The sequence below is a fragment of the Plantibacter sp. M259 genome (assembly GCF_006065115.1).
Classification (GTDB): Bacteria; Actinomycetota; Actinomycetes; order Actinomycetales; family Microbacteriaceae; genus Plantibacter; species Plantibacter auratus.
The window spans coordinates 1517335-1533732 of the sequence record NZ_CP040750.1; the positions used below are offsets into that span (position 1 = coordinate 1517335).

At 69.4% G+C, this 16398-nt stretch carries 16 protein-coding genes and 1 pseudogene; 9 read left to right on the forward strand and 8 right to left on the reverse strand.

Annotation, left to right across the window (positions count from 1 at the left end):
• Window positions 1-8: 8 nt before the first annotated feature.
• Window positions 9-757, reverse strand: a pseudogene (locus FGL15_RS06950) (SDR family NAD(P)-dependent oxidoreductase).
• A gap of 301 nt (window positions 758-1058) precedes the next feature.
• Here FGL15_RS06950 and FGL15_RS06955 point away from each other — a divergent pair.
• The 5 genes from FGL15_RS06955 to FGL15_RS06975 all read left to right on the forward strand — a co-directional run bounded on the left by FGL15_RS06955 (window position 1059) and on the right by FGL15_RS06975 (window position 8665).
• The gene (locus FGL15_RS06955) at window positions 1059-2375 is read left to right on the forward strand and encodes an ABC transporter substrate-binding protein (protein ID WP_079003547.1); all 1317 of its coding nucleotides are present in this window, start codon (window positions 1059-1061) and stop codon (window positions 2373-2375) included.
• Between the two features lie 127 nt (window positions 2376-2502).
• Window positions 2503-3384, forward strand: a complete 882-nt coding sequence (locus FGL15_RS06960) for a carbohydrate ABC transporter permease (RefSeq protein ID WP_138945489.1) — start codon at window positions 2503-2505, stop codon at window positions 3382-3384.
• Window positions 3385-3388: 4 nt separating this feature from the next.
• Entirely contained in the window at window positions 3389-4333 is a 945-nt protein-coding gene (locus FGL15_RS06965) for a carbohydrate ABC transporter permease (RefSeq protein WP_240773835.1), read from the forward strand.
• Between the two features lie 34 nt (window positions 4334-4367).
• Complete coding sequence (locus FGL15_RS06970; protein WP_138945490.1) at window positions 4368-5372, forward strand: aldo/keto reductase; 1005 nt, start codon at window positions 4368-4370, stop codon at window positions 5370-5372.
• A 134-nt stretch (window positions 5373-5506) separates the two neighbouring features.
• Complete coding sequence (locus tag FGL15_RS06975) at window positions 5507-8665, forward strand: glycoside hydrolase family 2 TIM barrel-domain containing protein (protein WP_138945491.1); 3159 nt, start codon at window positions 5507-5509, stop codon at window positions 8663-8665.
• Here the strand turns inward: FGL15_RS06975 and FGL15_RS06980 are convergent.
• Together FGL15_RS06980 and FGL15_RS06985 are read right to left on the reverse strand one after the other, a co-directional pair.
• On the reverse strand, window positions 8643-9899 hold the full coding sequence (locus FGL15_RS06980) for an NAD(P)/FAD-dependent oxidoreductase (RefSeq protein ID WP_138945492.1): 1257 nt from the start codon (window positions 9897-9899) through the stop codon (window positions 8643-8645). The genes FGL15_RS06975 and FGL15_RS06980 overlap by 23 nt on opposite strands.
• A 14-nt stretch (window positions 9900-9913) precedes the next feature.
• The gene (locus tag FGL15_RS06985; RefSeq protein ID WP_079706423.1) at window positions 9914-10219 is read right to left on the reverse strand and encodes a DUF3072 domain-containing protein; all 306 of its coding nucleotides are present in this window, start codon (window positions 10217-10219) and stop codon (window positions 9914-9916) included.
• A 136-nt stretch (window positions 10220-10355) separates the two neighbouring features.
• Between FGL15_RS06985 and FGL15_RS06990 the strand changes: the two genes are divergently transcribed.
• Window positions 10356-11072, forward strand: coding sequence for an NADPH-dependent F420 reductase (locus tag FGL15_RS06990; protein WP_138945493.1), 717 nt, complete (start codon window positions 10356-10358; stop codon window positions 11070-11072).
• On the opposite strand, the gene FGL15_RS06995 is transcribed toward FGL15_RS06990, so the two are convergent.
• A complete protein-coding gene (locus FGL15_RS06995; RefSeq protein ID WP_138945494.1) occupies window positions 11069-11854 on the reverse strand; it encodes an alpha/beta fold hydrolase in 786 nt (261 codons plus the stop codon). The genes FGL15_RS06990 and FGL15_RS06995 overlap by 4 nt on opposite strands.
• Window positions 11855-11927: 73 nt before the next feature.
• On the opposite strand from FGL15_RS06995, the gene FGL15_RS07000 reads away from it, so the two are divergent.
• The 3 genes from FGL15_RS07000 to FGL15_RS20785 are packed head-to-tail and all read left to right on the forward strand — an operon-like array spanning window position 11928 to window position 14031.
• Window positions 11928-12632, forward strand: coding sequence for a YafY family protein (locus FGL15_RS07000; protein WP_138945495.1), 705 nt, complete (start codon window positions 11928-11930; stop codon window positions 12630-12632).
• Between the two features lie 38 nt (window positions 12633-12670).
• Window positions 12671-13687: a DUF222 domain-containing protein gene (locus tag FGL15_RS20780; RefSeq protein ID WP_138945496.1), complete on the forward strand. Its 1017-nt coding sequence runs from the start codon at window positions 12671-12673 to the stop codon at window positions 13685-13687.
• Entirely contained in the window at window positions 13684-14031 is a 348-nt protein-coding gene (locus FGL15_RS20785; protein WP_240773836.1) for an HNH endonuclease signature motif containing protein, read from the forward strand. The genes FGL15_RS20780 and FGL15_RS20785 overlap by 4 nt, the downstream gene beginning before the upstream one ends.
• Before the next feature lie 25 nt (window positions 14032-14056).
• Here FGL15_RS20785 and FGL15_RS07015 read toward each other — a convergent pair whose 3' ends face one another.
• The 4 genes from FGL15_RS07015 to FGL15_RS07030 form a co-directional block, all read right to left on the reverse strand.
• Window positions 14057-14581 (reverse strand): hypothetical protein, encoded by a 525-nt coding sequence (locus tag FGL15_RS07015; RefSeq protein WP_138945498.1) that lies wholly within the window; start codon window positions 14579-14581, stop codon window positions 14057-14059.
• A gap of 75 nt (window positions 14582-14656) precedes the next feature.
• Window positions 14657-15520: an NAD(P)-dependent oxidoreductase gene (locus FGL15_RS07020; protein WP_138945499.1), complete on the reverse strand. Its 864-nt coding sequence runs from the start codon at window positions 15518-15520 to the stop codon at window positions 14657-14659.
• Between the two features lie 10 nt (window positions 15521-15530).
• Window positions 15531-15926 (reverse strand): AraC family ligand binding domain-containing protein, encoded by a 396-nt coding sequence (locus FGL15_RS07025; protein WP_138945500.1) that lies wholly within the window; start codon window positions 15924-15926, stop codon window positions 15531-15533.
• Window positions 15926-16366, reverse strand: a complete 441-nt coding sequence (locus FGL15_RS07030; protein ID WP_138945501.1) for a cupin domain-containing protein — start codon at window positions 16364-16366, stop codon at window positions 15926-15928. The genes FGL15_RS07025 and FGL15_RS07030 overlap by 1 nt, the downstream gene beginning before the upstream one ends.
• Between the last annotated feature and the right edge of the window lie 32 nt (window positions 16367-16398).

Consider the following 16398-nt stretch of genomic DNA (forward strand, 5'->3'; position numbering starts at 1 on the left):
CCGTCGCCTCAGATCGAGTGTCCGCCGTCGAGCGGCAGGATGAGGCCGGTGAGGTTCACGGCGGCGGGTGAGGCGAGGAAGACGACCGTCTCCGCGAGGTGCTCCGGCTCGCCGAGCAGCCGGGTGGGGATCTGCGCGAGGAGCGCCTCGCGACGCTCCGGGGTGTCGTTGTCGCGGCCAGGGGTCGCCTGGGCCCCGGGGGCGAGCGCGTTGACGGTGACCCCTGCTCGGCGACCTCGATCGCGAGCGCCTTCGTGAGTCCGACGACGCCGGCCTTGGCCGCGGCGTAGGCCGTCGCCCCGCGCACGAGGCGTCCGCCACTGACGGCGGCGATGGACGCGATGCTGATGATGCGACCGGAGCGCTGTTCAAGCATCGAGGGCAGGACCGCGCGCGTGACGTTGAACACCGAGTTGAGGTTGCGGTCCATCTGGGTCATCCAGGTCTCGTACGTCATCTCGTGGAAGAAGCTGACCGCGCCGCCGCCCGCACCGTTCAGCAGGATGTCGACCCCGCCCCACTCGTCGACGATGCCGCCGACGGCAGCCTGGACGGCGTCGAAGTCGGTCAAGTCGGCCGTCGCCGCTGCGGCCCGCACCCCGTGCGCACGGACGAGTTCCGCCGTCTCCTCGAGCCCCGCGGCGTTGAGGTCGAGGCCGGCGACGTCGGCACCCTCCGCGGCGAGCTTCTGGGCGATCACCCGGCCGAGCGCTCCTGCTGCTCCGGTGATGACGGCTCGTTTGCCCTGCAACCTCATGTGCGGTTCCGTTCCTCGTCCGGCGGGTTCACTCGCCGTGCATCGTCGTTGACTGTGGTCGTCCCGACATGATCGAGATCACGGGACGACGATCACCCATTCTCGTCGCCGTCTTGAAACGTGTCAATATGCATTCTGTCCAGCCTCAGTCACGCTCGAAGCGCCTCGCCGAGCGGAACTGATCCGATGCTTGACATGCGACCCGGGCGCGGTTAGCCTCGGCCATTGAAACGCTTCAACTTTGCTCGCGACCATCACCGCTCGCGTCTTGACATCACTGCCACATCTTCAAGGAGGAAATGTGTCCACAGCGCACCGGGCCCCGAAACGTCGGTCGGCCACCGCCATCGCCGCTCTCGGCGTCACCGCTCTCGCCCTGACCGCCTGCGCAGGGAACGGCGGCGCATCGAGCGCCACGTCGTTCGACTACCTCGCGGCCGTCGAGAACTCGATCGTCCGCGACGAACTCACCGCTCTCGGCGACGGCGCGTGCGCCGCGAACGAGAAGGCACTGCCGCTCAAGGTCGAGACCCTGCCCCAGGCCGACGTGCTCCAGCGAGTCACGCTGCTCGCCAGCCAGAACGCCCTGCCCACCACCTTCACCGCACCGACCGCACCGCTGCGGCCCGGCGGCACCCTCGGCGACGACGACACCGTCCTCGACCTCGAGGACACCCTCACCGAGCTGGGCGTCATGGACGACATCCTCCCCTCGGCCGTCGCCACCGTGAAGAACATCTACGGCGACCGCTTCGTCTCGATGCCCTACCAGTACAACGTCGAGGGCTTCTTCTATAACAAGACGATGTTCACGGACCTCGGCATCGCGGTCCCGCAGACGTGGGACGAACTGCTCGACGCAGCCGACACCGTCCAGGCCTCCGGCAAGTCCGCCTTCACGGTCTCCGGTGCCCAGGGCTGGACGATCACCCGCTACATCAGCACCTACCTGTTCCGACTGCTCGGCCCGGACGCGATGAACGACATCGCCTCGGGCGACGCCAAGCTGACCGACCCCGAGTACGTCGAGGCGATCACCGCCGTCGCCGACCTCGGCAAGTACTTCGGTGCCGGCATCACGACGATGGACATGCAGACCGCGACGAGCGAGTTCTTCACCGGCAACGCGGCCATGATGTACAACGGCACCTGGATGCTCGCCGACGTCTACAACACCGAACTCAACCAGATCGGTGAGGACGCCGTGGGCTTCATGCCGTTCCCGACCGTCGAGGGCGGCAAGGGTTCGATCGACCAGTACCCGGCCAACACCGGTGCAGCGACCTCGTTCTCCACGAAGGGCTACGACGAGGAGAAGGTCGGCGGCTGGCTGAGCTGCATCGCGGAGAACTACGGCTCCAGCGTGCTGAAGAACCAGGGCGTCATCTCCGGGTTCAAGCTCAACGAAGAGGTGACCGACGTCCCCGCGCTCACCGCCGAGGTGCAGGGCATCATGGCCGACACCGATGAGACGGTCACCTGGTTCGAGACCTTCCTCCCCGAGAAGGCCGGCGTCGACGCCCAGACCAACGCCGCCCCGCTGCTCACCGGCGGGATCTCCCCCGAGGACTTCGCGGCGCTCGTCCAGGCCGGCGTGGACGCGGGTCTCAAGAAGTAACCGGCGATCCGGTCGCCCGGCAGTCGCCCGGCGACCGGATCCGTCCGTCCGCGGACATCCACCTCTGCAGCGGGACTCGCACCTCGCCGCCCAGCCTCACGGTCCCCGACCGACTCAGGAGCACAGCATGAAAGACGTCCTCGGCGACAGGAAGGCCATCGCCATCCTGCTGGGCCCGGCCCTGCTCATCTTCACCCTGGTGAAACTCGTCCCGGTGATGTGGTCGTTCGGCCTCACCTTCTTCCAGGGCGACCTGCGCGGCTTCGAGTTCGTCGGTCTCGACAACTTCGCCCAGCTGTTCGCCGACCCGACGGCACCGGAAGCGATCTTCTTCAGCATCAAGTACTCGCTCATCGCGACGGTCGCGCAGATCGCCCTCGGGTACGCACTCTCCCTCTTCTACGTCTTCGTCCTCAAGAAGGCGTCGACGCTGGTCCGCACGCTCGTGTTCTTCCCCGTCGTGCTGCCGACCGTCGCCGTCGGCCTGCTGTTCAAGCGCCTGTTCGAGGTCGCGCCGCAGACCGGGCCGGTCAACGCCATCCTGAACGGCTTCGGCATCGACTCGGTGGACTGGTTCAGCTCGCCCGACAGCGCGTTCGTCGTGATCATCATCATGGACCTGTGGCGGTCGATGGGCTTCTACGCCGTCCTGCTCTACGCGGGACTCCTCGACATCCCCGAGGAGGTGATCGAGTCGGCCCGCATCGACGGCGCCCGCGGCATGAAGCTCGTCCGGTACATCATCGTGCCGCTGTCGCTCCCCGTCCTGCTGTCCGCCGTGATCTTCAGTTTCAACGCGACGCTCAAGGTGTTCGACTCGGTGCTCGCCTTGACGGGCGGTGGGCCTGGGACGGCGACGACACCGCTGACGCTGTACATGTACAACACGACGTTCACGTACCAGAACTACGGCTACGGCTCGACGCTCGCGTTCGTGCTCACGATCATGTGCTTCCTCGTGACGCTCCTGATCTTCAAGACCTCCCGCAAAGACCTGACGAAGGACTGACGCCATGACGACCGCCATCACCCCGGCGCCCGGCGCCACCACACCGGCCTCGAACGGCAGCGGCGACGGATCCGGCACCGCCGTCCGCCGGCCGAAGATGCGTCGCGCTCCCCGCTCGCGCGCCTACTACCTGCGGAAACTGCCCTCGGTCATCCTCATCGGACTCCTGCTCGTGATCGAGATCTACCCGATCATCTGGCTGTTCCTGTCCTCGTTCAAGAACCAGCGCGAGTTCCTGCAGGAGTCCACTTTCTCCCTCCCGGAGTCGTGGAGCTTCGACAACTACGTCACGGCCTGGACGACCGGCAACATCTCGCAGAACCTGCTCAACAGCGTCATCGTGACCCTGCCGTCGCTCGTCTTCATCCTCATCTTCGGCGTCGCCGCCGCCTTCGCCCTCGAGGTGATGGTGTGGAAGCGCCGTAACCTGACACTGCTGCTGTTCATCTCCGGCATCATGATCCCCGGCCAGATGATCCTCGTGCCGCTCTTCGTCGCCTACTTCAACCTCGGCCTGACGAACACCTACTGGCCGATGATCATCACCTACACGGCACTCGGGATGCCCTTGACGGTCTTCATGATGACCGCCTACTTCCGGGCCGTGCCGCGCGAAGTGTTCGAGGCGTCGACGATCGACGGCGCCGGCATCATCCGTTCCTTCTGGTCCATCGGGCTGCCGATGGTGCGGAACGCGCTCTTCACGATCGGGCTCGTGCAGTTCCTGTCCATCTGGAACGACCTGCTCATCTCGCTGACCTTCACGACGAACGCCGACCTCCGTACCATCCAGGCCGGCCTGCTGAACTTCAGCGGGGAGTTCGGCCAGGTCGACTACGGGCCACTGTTCGCGGGCATCTGCATCAACGTCTTCTCGCTGCTCGTCGTGTTCGTGTTCCTCAACCAGCGGATCATGAAGGGGCTGGCATCCGGCGCGCTCAAGGGGTGACGCCCGAATGCCCGACGACTGCAGGATGGACGACATGATCAACGACGACTCGACCCACACCTCCTCCACCGACCGGACGACGACGCCAGTGGCGACACCGGACGACCTCCGCCCGCTCGGCTCGACCGGACTCCTCGCGAGCCCGGTCACGGTCGGCACCTCCGGCCTCGGCACCCCGGCGAGCGCCGACGGCTCACCGGCCGCAGGCTCCACGGCGTTCGCGTCGGCCGCCCTGCGTGGCCCCAACCTGCTCGTCGACACCTCGAACGCGTACTCGGACGGGCGCAGCGAGACGGCCATCGGCGATGCCATCCGGCAGGGCGGTCTGCCCGAGGGGCGCGGGGTCGTGACGAAGGCCGACCAGGATCCGTCGACGGCGGTGTTCGACCGCGACCGGGTGTTGCGGTCCTTCGAGGAGAGTCTTGAGCGGCTCGGCGTCGAGCGCATCCCGGTGTTCCACCTGCACGATCCGTACTCGGTGTCGTTCGAGGAGGCGTCGGCACCGGGCGGTGCGATCGAGGGCATGCTGGCGCTCAAGGAGCAGGGCCTGGTCGATGCGATCGGGATCGCTGCGGGTGCCATCAGCGTGATGTTGCCCTACGTTCGCACCGGCGTCTTCGACGTGCTCCTCACCCACAACCGGTTCACGCTCGTCGACCGCTCGGCGACCGGCTTGCTGGAGGAGGCGCGGTCGCGAGGGATGGGCGTCTTCAATGCGGCGCCGTTCGGGGGCGGGCTCCTCGCCGGGCGTCGTGGCCGCGACGGCAAGCCGGCCACGTACGCGTACCAGGCCGGGTCGCCCGAGCTGCTCGCCTGGGTCGACCGCGCCGACGAACTGGCCGCCCGCCACGGCATCCCGCTTGCAGCGGCGGCCCTCGCGTTCTCGACGCGATCGGAACTCGTCGACTCCACCGTCGTCGGGATGAACCGCCCGGAGCGGCTGGAACAGGTCGAGGCACTGCGCACGACCCTCATCCCCGACGACTTCTGGTCGGACCTCGACGCCCTCGGCACGCCGCCGAGCACGATCACCGACTGAGCCCCTGTTCACAATTCAGGAGAACCCCGGCGAGTCGTCCTCCGCGAGCGGCGGGTCGGGCACGACACACCACAGGGCTCCTGAATTGCGAACAGGACGATCGACCCACCAATCACGATGAAGGTTGCACGACGATGAACGACTCAGCAGGGCTCGCAGCGTCGTGGGTCGAAGACCCGATCCCGGGGACCGGGCGGCGGCGACCCCGTGCCGACGAACTGAGCGACGCACGTCGGCTGTCCCTCAACGGCGACTGGGCGTTCACCCTCTCGCTGACGGCCGACGGGACGGGCGACACCTTCGGCGATCCCTCGCTCGACGACGACTCCTGGGACCGCATCCGGGTGCCTGCCCACTGGGTCCTCGAGGGCCACGGGCAGCCGCTGTACACGAACACCGCGTTCCCGATCCCGATCGACCCGCCTCGCGTACCCGAGGAGAACCCGACGGGCGACTACCGCCGTACCTTCGTCCTGCCGGTCGGCTGGCGTCGCACGGACACGGTGCTGCGCTTCCAGGGTGTCGACTCCTGCGGGACCGTGTGGCTGAACGGCGTCCTCCTCGGCCACAGCAAGGGCAGCCGGCTCCCGGTGGAGTACGACGTCGGGGAGCACCTCGTCTCCGGTGAGAACGTCCTCGCCGTGCGGGTGCACCGGTGGTCGAGCGGCACCTACCTGGAGGACCAGGACATGTGGTGGTTGCCCGGGATCTTCCGCGACGTCGACCTCCTGGAACGCCCGGCCGGCGCGATCGACGACGTCCAGGTCCGCGCGAGCTACGACCACCGCGACGGCATCGGCGTCCTGCGCGTCGACACCGACGTCCCCGGCCTCGTCGACGTCCCCGAGCTCGGCATCCGCGACCTCCCCACCGGCACCGCGACCGCTCTGCCGGTCGAGCCCTGGAGCGCCGAGGTGCCGCGCCTCTACACGGCGCACCTCAGGCCGCGGCCGACCGACGAGACGCCCGTGGCCGGCGAGACCGTCGAGCTGCGCGTCGGGTTCCGCACCGTCTCCATCGAAGACGGCCGCTTCCTCGTGAACGGCGTCCCGGTGCTGTTCCGCGGGGTCAACCGGCACGAGCACGACCAGGACCGCGGCCGTTCGCTCGACACGGAGACCATGCGGCAGGACATCCTGCTCATGAAGCAGCACAACATCAACGCCGTGCGCACGAGCCACTACCCGCCCCACCCCGACTTCCTCCGCCTCTGCGACGAGCTGGGGCTGTGGGTGGTCGAGGAGTGCGACCTCGAGACCCACGGCTTCATCTACACCGACTGGGCCGGCAATCCGCCGACGGAGCCGGTCTGGCGCGACGCCATGCTCGACCGTGTCCAGCGGATGGTCGAGCGCGACAAGAACCACCCGTCGATCGTCGTCTGGTCGATGGCGAACGAGAGCTGGGTCGGCGAGAACTTCGACGTGCTGGAGCAGTGGATCCGCGAGCGCGACCCGTCCCGGCCGATCATGTACGAGCGCGATCCGTCGTATCGGAACTCGGACTTCTCGAGCCTCATGTACCCCGACCAGGAGCTGCTCGAGGCCATCGGGCGTCGCGAGGAACCGACCCCCGCAGGCGTCGTGGCGGGGTCGCCGGACGACGTGCGTCGGCGGAGGCTCCCGTTCCTGCTCTGCGAGTACGCGCACGCGATGGGCAACGGACCGGGGTCGCTCGTCGATTACCAGCGGATCCTCGAGTCCTCCGACCGGTTCTGCGGCGGCTTCGTCTGGGAGTGGATCGACCACGGCTTCCGCAGCACCGACGCCACCGGGAACGAGTTCGTCATGCACGGTGGCGATGTCGCCTTCCGACCGAACGGCGGACGCTACTGCCTCGACGGACTCGTCTTCGCCGATCGCACGCCCTCCCCCGGCCTCGCCGAGCTGCACGCCGCGATCAGTCCGGTCGAGCTCCTGGTCGACGTGCACAACTCCTGCTCATGCCCGCCGAACCCGAATTCCGACCCGGACTGGCGAGAGCCGGACACCGCTGCAGGTGCGACCTGCAGGAGTTGTGGACGCGAGACCGGGGGCACGCTGACGGTACGGAACAAGCACGACGTGCGCACGCTCGGCCACCTGGCACTGCGGTGGCAGCTCGAGGACGACGGTGTCGCGGTCGCGTCCGGTGAACTGGAGATGCCTGCGGTGGGCCCGCGGAGCCAGGCGACCGTCGAGCTGCCGGCCGAGGCGACCGCGCCGACCACCGGCACCGACCCGATCTCCGGTGCACCCGTTGAACACTGGCTCACCGTGCGGGCCGTCCTCGCCGCGGACGAGCCGTGGGCGGCAGCGGGACACGAGGTCGCGTTCGGCCAGGCCCGGATCGCCGCCGTCCGGTCACCGGATCCGACCGGCGTCACCGTTCCGGTCCCGATCGCAGCGCGCAGCCCGCTCGCTCACGCCGACCGCACGCCGGGCCACCGCCTCACCCTCGGCGCAGGCTCCTTCGACGCCCGCACCGGTCGGCTCATCGCGCTCGGCGACCTGGAGCTCGACGGCCCCGTCCTCGACATCATGCGCGCACCCACCGAGAACGACCGGGGTCAGGGCCCACGGAACACCGCCGCCGCCAGTTGGAAGCTCACGGGACTCGATCGCTTCCTCCACCGCACCGACGCCGTCGAGCAGATCGACGACGGGCAGGGCGGCGGCCTGCGGGTATCCGGCCGCAGCGCCCCGGCCGCGCATGGGCTCGGCCTGCGCTGGACGTTCGACTGGACCGACGTGGGTGGCGCTCTGGACCTGTCGGTCGCCGTCGTCCCCGAGGGCATCTGGGAGCACACCCCCATCGGCGATCACGTGCTGACGCTGCCGCGCCTGGGCCTCCGGCTCGGTCTGCCCGGCGGGTATCGCGATGCGAGCTGGTTCGGGCGCGGACCTGGCGAGTCGTACGTCGACAGCCTCGCCGCGGCACGCATCGGTCGCTTCACGAGCAGCATCGACGGGCTCCAGACCGACTACCCGGTGCCTGAGGAGAACGGCAACCACGTCGGGACGCGGTGGGTGGAACTCACCGGCGACGGCCTGCCGACCCTGCGCGCCGAGCGGCTGCAGGACACCGGCTTCGACTTCACCGCCCGACGATGGACGAGCGAAGCGCTCGAGGAGGCCCGCCACCCGCAGGACCTCCGAGACTCCGGCCGCGTGTGGCTCAACCTCGACCACGCGCAGCAGGGCCTCGGCAGTTCGTCGTGCGGGTCGGCTCTGCCCGAGCGCTACCGGGTGCCGGTGATGGAGACGACGTTCGGCGTGCGGTTGCGGACGCTCACGCCCGACCCTGCAGGATGAGGTTCCAGTACACCCAGGGCAGGACGTAGCGGTCGGCGACGAACGTGAACCGACGCTCCTTCGCGAGTCCGTTCCAGAACGGGATCGAGGGCTTCGGGCGGTAGCGGTCGTCGAACTCGGCGAACACCACCGTCCCGCGGGAGACCGTGAACGGGCACACCGAGTAGCCGTTGTAGACCGTGCTCGGCTCCTGGCCGGACCGCACGGCGACGAGGTTCTTCGCGAGGGTCTTCGTCTGTTGCCGGAGGGCACCGCCGGATTTCGAACTCATCACCGCGGCGGCGTCTCCGAGCGCCCAGACGTCTGGGAAGCGCGGATGCCGCAGGGTCAACGAGTCGACCTCGACGAACCCACCCGGGTTGCCGGGGTCGGCGAGCGCCGTGGCCGCGAGCCAGTCGGGTGCGGACTGCGGCGGCACGGCGTGGAGGACGTCGTAGGGGATCTCCTCCCGGAGTCCGCCCGTCACGCCGTCCTGCCCGCGATCCGGGCCGTCCTGCGGGTCGGTCTGCGCGATGGTCACCACGCTCCGCTCCGGATCCACCGCGACGAGCTCGCGCGAGAACCGCACCTCGATGCCGTACTCGACGACCTTGCGGTCGAGTTCGGCGTCGACCATCGGCATGCCGAACATCGTGGGTGTGGGCACGACGAGCACCACACGGATGTCGTCGAGGACGCCCGTCTGCCGCCAGTGGTCGCACGCGAGGTACATCGGCTTCTGTGCGGCACCCGAGCAGCTCGCGGGGCCGGCGGGCTGCGTGAACACGACGGTGCCGGAGCGGACCGACCGGAGCACCCGCGAGGCCTTCTGCGCGTACTCGAACGTGTAGTTGGAGATCCCCACCGGCGACGCCATCGCCTCCGTCAGACCGGGCACGGCGTCCCAGTCCTGCTGGATGCCCGGAGCGACGATGAGCTGGTCGTACTCGACGGCGGTGCCGGATTCCAGCGTCACCGTCTTCGCGACCGGATCGATGGACCGCACCCGGTCCTGGATCCAGGTCACGCCCTTCGGCGTCACGGCGTGCTGTGGCCTCGTGGCGACCGACGCGGACGCGGTCCCGCCGGCGACATGCGAGAACATCGGCTGGTACCGGTGGTGCTCCCGCGGTTCGATGACCGCGACGTCATCCACGCCGTATCGCCGGAGCCTCCCGGCGACGGAGAGACCGGCGTTGCCGCCACCGATGACGACCACCTCGTGATGGAGCTGTGCCGTACTGGGATCGGTCACGGTGGCGGCGGCGCTCAGGATCCGGACTGACCGCGACCGGTGGCGTTCTGCAGCCGGTCGATGTGTTCGGAGGCCTGCGCCTTCGTCAGGTCGGCGGGGAGCTCCTCGCCTGCCTCGCGTGCCAGGGTGTCGAGGTAGCTGCGCTGCGGGCCGGTCATCGGCTCGTCGCCGGTGACCCAGTCCTCGGGGTCCTTGCTCGCGCTCGTCGAGCTGTCGTCGCCACGGGCTCCGAGGGTCTCCTCGGTGGCACCGATCGTCTCGGGCGCGCCGGAGGTCGTTGCGTCGGGGGTCGTTGCATCGGTCTGTTCTGCGTCAGTCATGCGGCAACGGTACGTCGAGCGGGCGATCGGGCAGGAGGGGTTGCGCGGCCCGAGCGATCGGTGTCGGAATAGCGACGGACGACCCCCGGTTGACCCAGGCGACCGCGTGCGGCCGCACCGTCCACGAAGGAGACCCATGTCCGACACCGCTTCCGGAACCGACCGATCCCCCGACGAGCCGACTCCGTCGCAGGGCATCACCATCGGCATCCTCGGCGCCGGCAAGGTCGGCACGGTCCTGGCACGACTCGCGGTCGCCGCCGGATACCGGGTGCTCATCAGCGGTTCGCGCGACGCCGCCCGGATCGCCCTGACGATCGACGTCCTCGCGCCGGGTGCCGTCGCCACGACCGCCGCCGAGGCAGCGGCCCAGGCCGACCTCGTCATCCTCGCGCTGCCCCTCGGCAAGCACCGGTCGGTGCCCGTCGACGAGCTGCGCGGCAAGCTCGTCATCGACGCCATGAACTACTGGTGGGAGGTCGACGGGCATCGCGAGGACCTCAGTGCGCCGGAGACCTCGACGAGCGAGCTGGTCGCCGCCTTCCTGCCGGAGTCACGGGTCGTGAAGGCGTTCAACCACATGGGGTACCACGACCTCGACGGGGAACCGCGTCCGGCCGGCACGCCGGGCCGCAAGGGCATCGCGATCGCCGGCGACGCCCCCGCGGACCGGGCAGCCGTCTCGGCCGTGGTGGACGCCCTCGGGTTCGACCCCGTCGAGATCGGACCGCTGCGCGCGGGCGTCGTCCTCGAACCCGGACACGAGCTCTTCGGGGCGAACATCGGTGCCGACGAGATCCGCGAAGTCGCCGAGGTGCGGGCGTTCGCGACGGCCGAGGCTGACGTCCGCTAGCCGACCTGGCGGGTCCCGGCGTCGGACCGGTCTCGACCCTGCGGACGCGGGGTGAGCGCCGCTGAGCGGATCACCTCCGCGAGCTCGCCGGCACGGCTCCACATCGGCCAGTGACCCGTCGGAAGGTCGACGACCTCGACGGTCTCGAGCTCCGCGACCTCGGCGAACATGGGGTGTCCGCCTCGGGCCAGGTCCAGCACCCGCGCGCTCGGGATCGAGCAGCACACCAGGGTGGTCGGGACGGCGGCGCGGGCGTCGTTGGTCAGCTCGACGGACTGTCGGAGGACGGGCCCCGGCTCAGCGACCGCCCGCACTCGGAACCGGTCGAGGACCTCGGCGCTCAAGCCGTCGAGGCTCGCCTGCTTCGCGAGGACGTCGAACGCCGGGAGCGGAAGCTCGTCCACGTCGTCCGGGAGGTCCGGTGCGAAGACCGTTCCGGACGCCAGCGGCCCGGAGTCCACCCAGACCACCCGGCGGACGAGCTCCGGATGCCGGTCGAGGAGCAGGCTGACGGGAGCGTTCGCCCCGCTGTGCGCGACGATGACCGCTGGGTGGTCCGCAGAGACGTCCCGCCGGGCGAGGACCTCCGTGATCGCGGCGACTTGGTCGTCGAGCGTCCTGCTGGACCGGTCGGGATCGGCGTCGTCGAGGCCGGGCAGGGTGATCGCGACGGTGCGCGAACGGTCGGTGTCGAGATGCTCGAGGACGTCGTCCCAGGCCCAGGCGCCCAGCCAGTGGCCGGCGATGAGGATGATGGTCGGGGTGTCGTTCTGTGTGTTCATGACTCCAGCCTGAAGCGCGCTCCAGGCAGGTGTGTGTCACTATTTCTGTCATGATTCTCGAACTCGTGAGCCGATGAAGCGGGCGGAGCGACTCCACGCCCTGTCCGAGGCACTGCGTCGGGGTGGATCGCGAGGAACCTCCGCCGAGTGGTTGGCGAGGGACTTCGGCGTCTCAGTGCGGACGGTCAAGCGGGATCTGCAGGCGCTCGAGCGCAGCGGCGCGCCCATCTGGTCACGCCCCGGACCAGGTGGCGGATACGGCTTGGCCGTCGGGGCGACACTGCCATCGGTCAGCCTGTCCCCGGTGCAGGCGGTGGCGCTCATGTCGGGGGTGTCCGCGGCACCCGACGCCCCGTACGCGGATCTGGCTGCCGCCGGAGTGCGGAAGATCCTGGACGTCCTCGACCCCAGGACCCGGGCACGAGCCGACGCACTGGCCGGCCGGATCTGGGTCGATGCGCCCCCGACCGCTTCGCGCGTCGTCCGATCGGCGCTCGAGGAGGCGATGGCCGAGCAACGGGTCGTCCGCATCCGATACACCTCGCGGACGGGGAGCACGACCACGCGCGACGTCGAGCCTGTGCTGTTCGCATCGACGAACGGTCAGTGGTACCTCGTCGGATGGTGCCGGATGCGCGATGCGATGCGGTGGTTCACCGTGGCGCGTATCGAGCGAGCCAGCGTGACGTCGACGGGTTGCAGCGGCCACACGGTGGAGGAGGTCGGCGAGCCTCCCGCGAACGCGGCCCCGGTCCACGGTCGCGGAGAACCGCACTGACCATCTCGAATGTCAGTGGTCCATGATGGACTGGAGGCATGACCACCTCCGCGAGCCGCGAGCACCCGAGCGACGTCTTCGCAGTGCGCCTCGCCTCCTTCTCGGACCGCTTCGCGGAGCTCGCCCGGCGACGAGCCGCACTCGACGCCGAGGAAGCCCGACTCCTCGCGGAGGCGGCGGCGTACGCTGACGCGACCACCTCCGCAGTGATGTCGTCACGCATGTCCGAGTCGGAGGGACGCGACCTCGCACGGCGTTCGATCTGCGCATCGCTCGCCATGGCGACTCGCATGTCCGAGCCGACGCTGCAGCACCGCATCGGTGAGGCGGAGGCCCTCGTCCACCAGGCGCCGTCGGTGCTCGAAGCACTGGAACGCGGCACGATCAGCGCCGGACATGCCAGGGCCGTGACCGACCAGCTGCGCGACGTCCCGGCCGGCGTGCGCGAGAGGTTCCTCCAGCAGGTGCTCCCGGTCGCCGAGCGGACCACGCCGGCGCTCCTCAAGCGACGCGCCCGGGTGCTGCGCGAACGGTTGCACCCCGAGTCGATCACCGTACGAGCGCGCCGCTCCCGAGCCGACCGCCGAGTGACGATCGAGCCCGCCGCAGACGGCATGGCCTGGCTGAACCTCATGACGACCGCACCCATCGCGTACGCGATCATGTCGCGGCTCGACGGTGTTGCCGTGCCGGCTCGCGCCGCGGGCGACGACCGCACGCTCGCGCAGCTTCGCGCCGACGCGTTGGCCTCGCTCGCCGTGGCAGGCACCGTCAGCACCGACGGCAAGCCGATCCCCGCCGACCCGGAGTCCGGCGGGGAGGTGGTCTGGCTCGGGGTGCGGGTGCCCCGAGCGACTGGGCCGCCAGGTCGGCTCAGCAGTCCGCGCTCATCGAGCGCCCCGTCGACGTCGAGGCGCACATCCGCCCTTCCGTCCAGCTCGGCGTACCCGTCCTCTCGCTACTCGGCGTCACCGATGAACCGAGCACCCTCGACGGCTACGGGCCGATCGACCCCGAAACCGCCGCCCGGCTCGCGGTCGCAGCCCCGTCCATGACGAGAGTGCTCACCCAACCGGAGACCGGCGCCGTCCTCTCCGTCGGCCGCGAGCAGTACCGGGTGCCGGCCGATCTCCAGCGCGCGGTGCGCCTGCGCGACGTCACGTGTCGGGCACCGGGATGCGGCCGGCAGGCGCGCAACTGCGACCTCGACCACACCACGGCGTGGGAGCACGGCGGCACCACGAGTATCGACAATCTCGCCGCCCTCTGCCGTCATCACCATCGACTCAAACACCTGCCCGGGTGGGAGGTCGAGCCTCGCCCTGGCGGCACACTCCATTGGACGACACCTGACGGACGTCAACACGAAACGAGACCGGCCTTCGCCGAGACCGGATGATCGAACGAACGCCGCCACACGTTCCTCAGGACCGGTTCGTCCTGAGATAGACGACGATGGTGCCGTCCGACGAGTCGCCGCGAGCAGCCAGCCCGTTCCCGAATGGGACAGGGGCGACCGAGGTCACGGTCGACGGCACTACGGAGGACGAGGGGAACTCGATTCTGGCCGTGTACTCGATGGACAAGATCCCGGACTTCCGGAGCTCGCTCACCCGAACGTCATCGCCCAGGTCGACGCCGAACCGCGTCTCCACCGTGGAACGCAGTTCCGCCTGGCAATCGGACTCGACGGAGGCGTAGCCGCACGTCCAGACCTGCCCGTCGAAGGTCGGGTAGGTGCCTTGAAAGGATCCGATACCGAAACCGATCACTGCGATGAGCCCACTGACTCCGGCGCCGAGCATCGCGAGCGTGATGACGAATCGGCGAGCAGCCTGCCCGAACGGAGCTTTCTGATACGTCCGCTCCCGGAAGAACCCGTCCTCAATCGGCACGACGACACCCGGCCCGGTCTCCTCCGGCAGCGGTTCGCTCGATGACCCGGTCATACTTCCCCCAACGCGACGGTCCACCCCCGGACCGCCGCTCGCTCACCCTACCCGCACCGAATTCGAGGCGGCCGGTCAGCCCCGCATCGATTGCTCGCGCTCGAACTCGTCCCGCCAGGAGTACTCGGGCTCGAAGCCGAGCCGTGTGCGGGCCTTGTCGATGGACATGAGCGTCTCGAACTCGCCGAGCCCCGCCCGCAGCGGGACACCGGGGAAGTGCGTCGCCGCGAGCTCCGCCGACGGCACGGTCGTCCCGTTGTCGGAGGCGCACACGTCATAGACCTCGAAGCCGGGCTCCGCTCGGGTCAGCGCCAGCGCGACCGCCTGCGCACCGTCACGTGCGTCGACATAGCTGAACAGGAGGTCGCGTCGGTACCCGGGCTCCGACGCGCGTGCGAACGTCCCGTACTCCCCCGGCGCCACGACGTTCGTGAACCGCAACGCGGTGATCGACGTCCCGTCGGCCCACCGCACCAGCTGTGCGGACATCGCCTCCTCGGCGACCTTCCCGAGCGCGTAGGTGTTGTTCGCGCGACTGACCGTCTCGTCGATCGGCAGGAACTCGGGGTCCTCCTCGAACGGGAATCCCATGGCCGTGATGCTCGACGCCGTCACGATCGTCCGGATCCCCGCCCGCAGCGCCGCGTGCAGCACGTTGAACGACACGGTCAGGTTGTTGTGGAACGTCGCCGCATCCGGCACGAGCCCGTTCACCGGGATCGCGGCCAGGTGCACCACGGCGTCGAGACCTGCGAACCTCGCCGTCACCCCGAGCAGGCTGTCGATCGTCTGCCCGTAGTCGGCCAGGTCCACACGGGTGAACCCCGGCCCGGCCGCGCCCGCGACGTCGAGCCCGTGCACGTCGTGGCCGTCCCGCCGCAGTCGTTCGACGGTGGCGGAACCGAGCTTGCCCGAACTCCCGGTGACGGCGATGCGCATACCGACAATCCTAGGCTCGGGCCGGGAAGTCAGCAGGCAGCGGGAGTGCGGTCACCACGTGGCCGGCGGCGTCCTCGTCGTTCGCATGCAGATGACCGACGCGCCCACCGGCCGGGAGTCCCGTCTCCGTGAAGAAGCCGCGGATCGTCTCGTACACCTCGACGATGTCGTGGGTGTCGCCGGCCTGCGTCAGCACGATGTCGCCCGACTGCACGTATCGCTCACCACCGTCAACGAGCACCTTCCCCTTACCCTCCGTGATGAACCAGATCTCGTGGTCGTCATGATGGTGCCGGTCGAACCGTCCGCCGTCGACCGACACCGCGAAGCGCCCGATCGTGCCGATCTCGCTCCAGTCCGGCTTCGAACCCGGATGCACCCAGGAGCCCGGTTCGATCACCGGCATCAGCGGTCCTGCTTCCAGCTCGGGGCCGTTCCGGCGTCGAGGATGCGCGCGTCGGGCAGGCCGTCGAGCCCCGTCTCCGCGCCACCCGGCGTGTACACGACCGACAGCCGCAGCGGGCGCCACGTCGTGTTGTAGGTGGAGTGCACGGTGTCCTTCGGGATGTACACGGCGTCGCCCTCGCGGATCGGGAACGCCGGACCGTCGCCGACCGTCTGCACGCCCTCACCGGAGATCACCGTGATGACCTCCTCCTCGCCCGGGTGCTGATGGGGTGCGTGGCCCTGCCCGGGGTAGACGATGACCTCGCCGACCGTGAGCCCGGCGCCCTCGTCGAGATGCGGGGTGACGAGCCACTTGATGGTGCCCCAGTCGAAGACCCGGGTGGGGACCTCGTCGGGGCGACGGCCGGCGGTGGCGGGGGTGATGGCGTGTTCGGTCATGTGAGGCTCCTCGTCGAGTGGTCGTGCGGTGG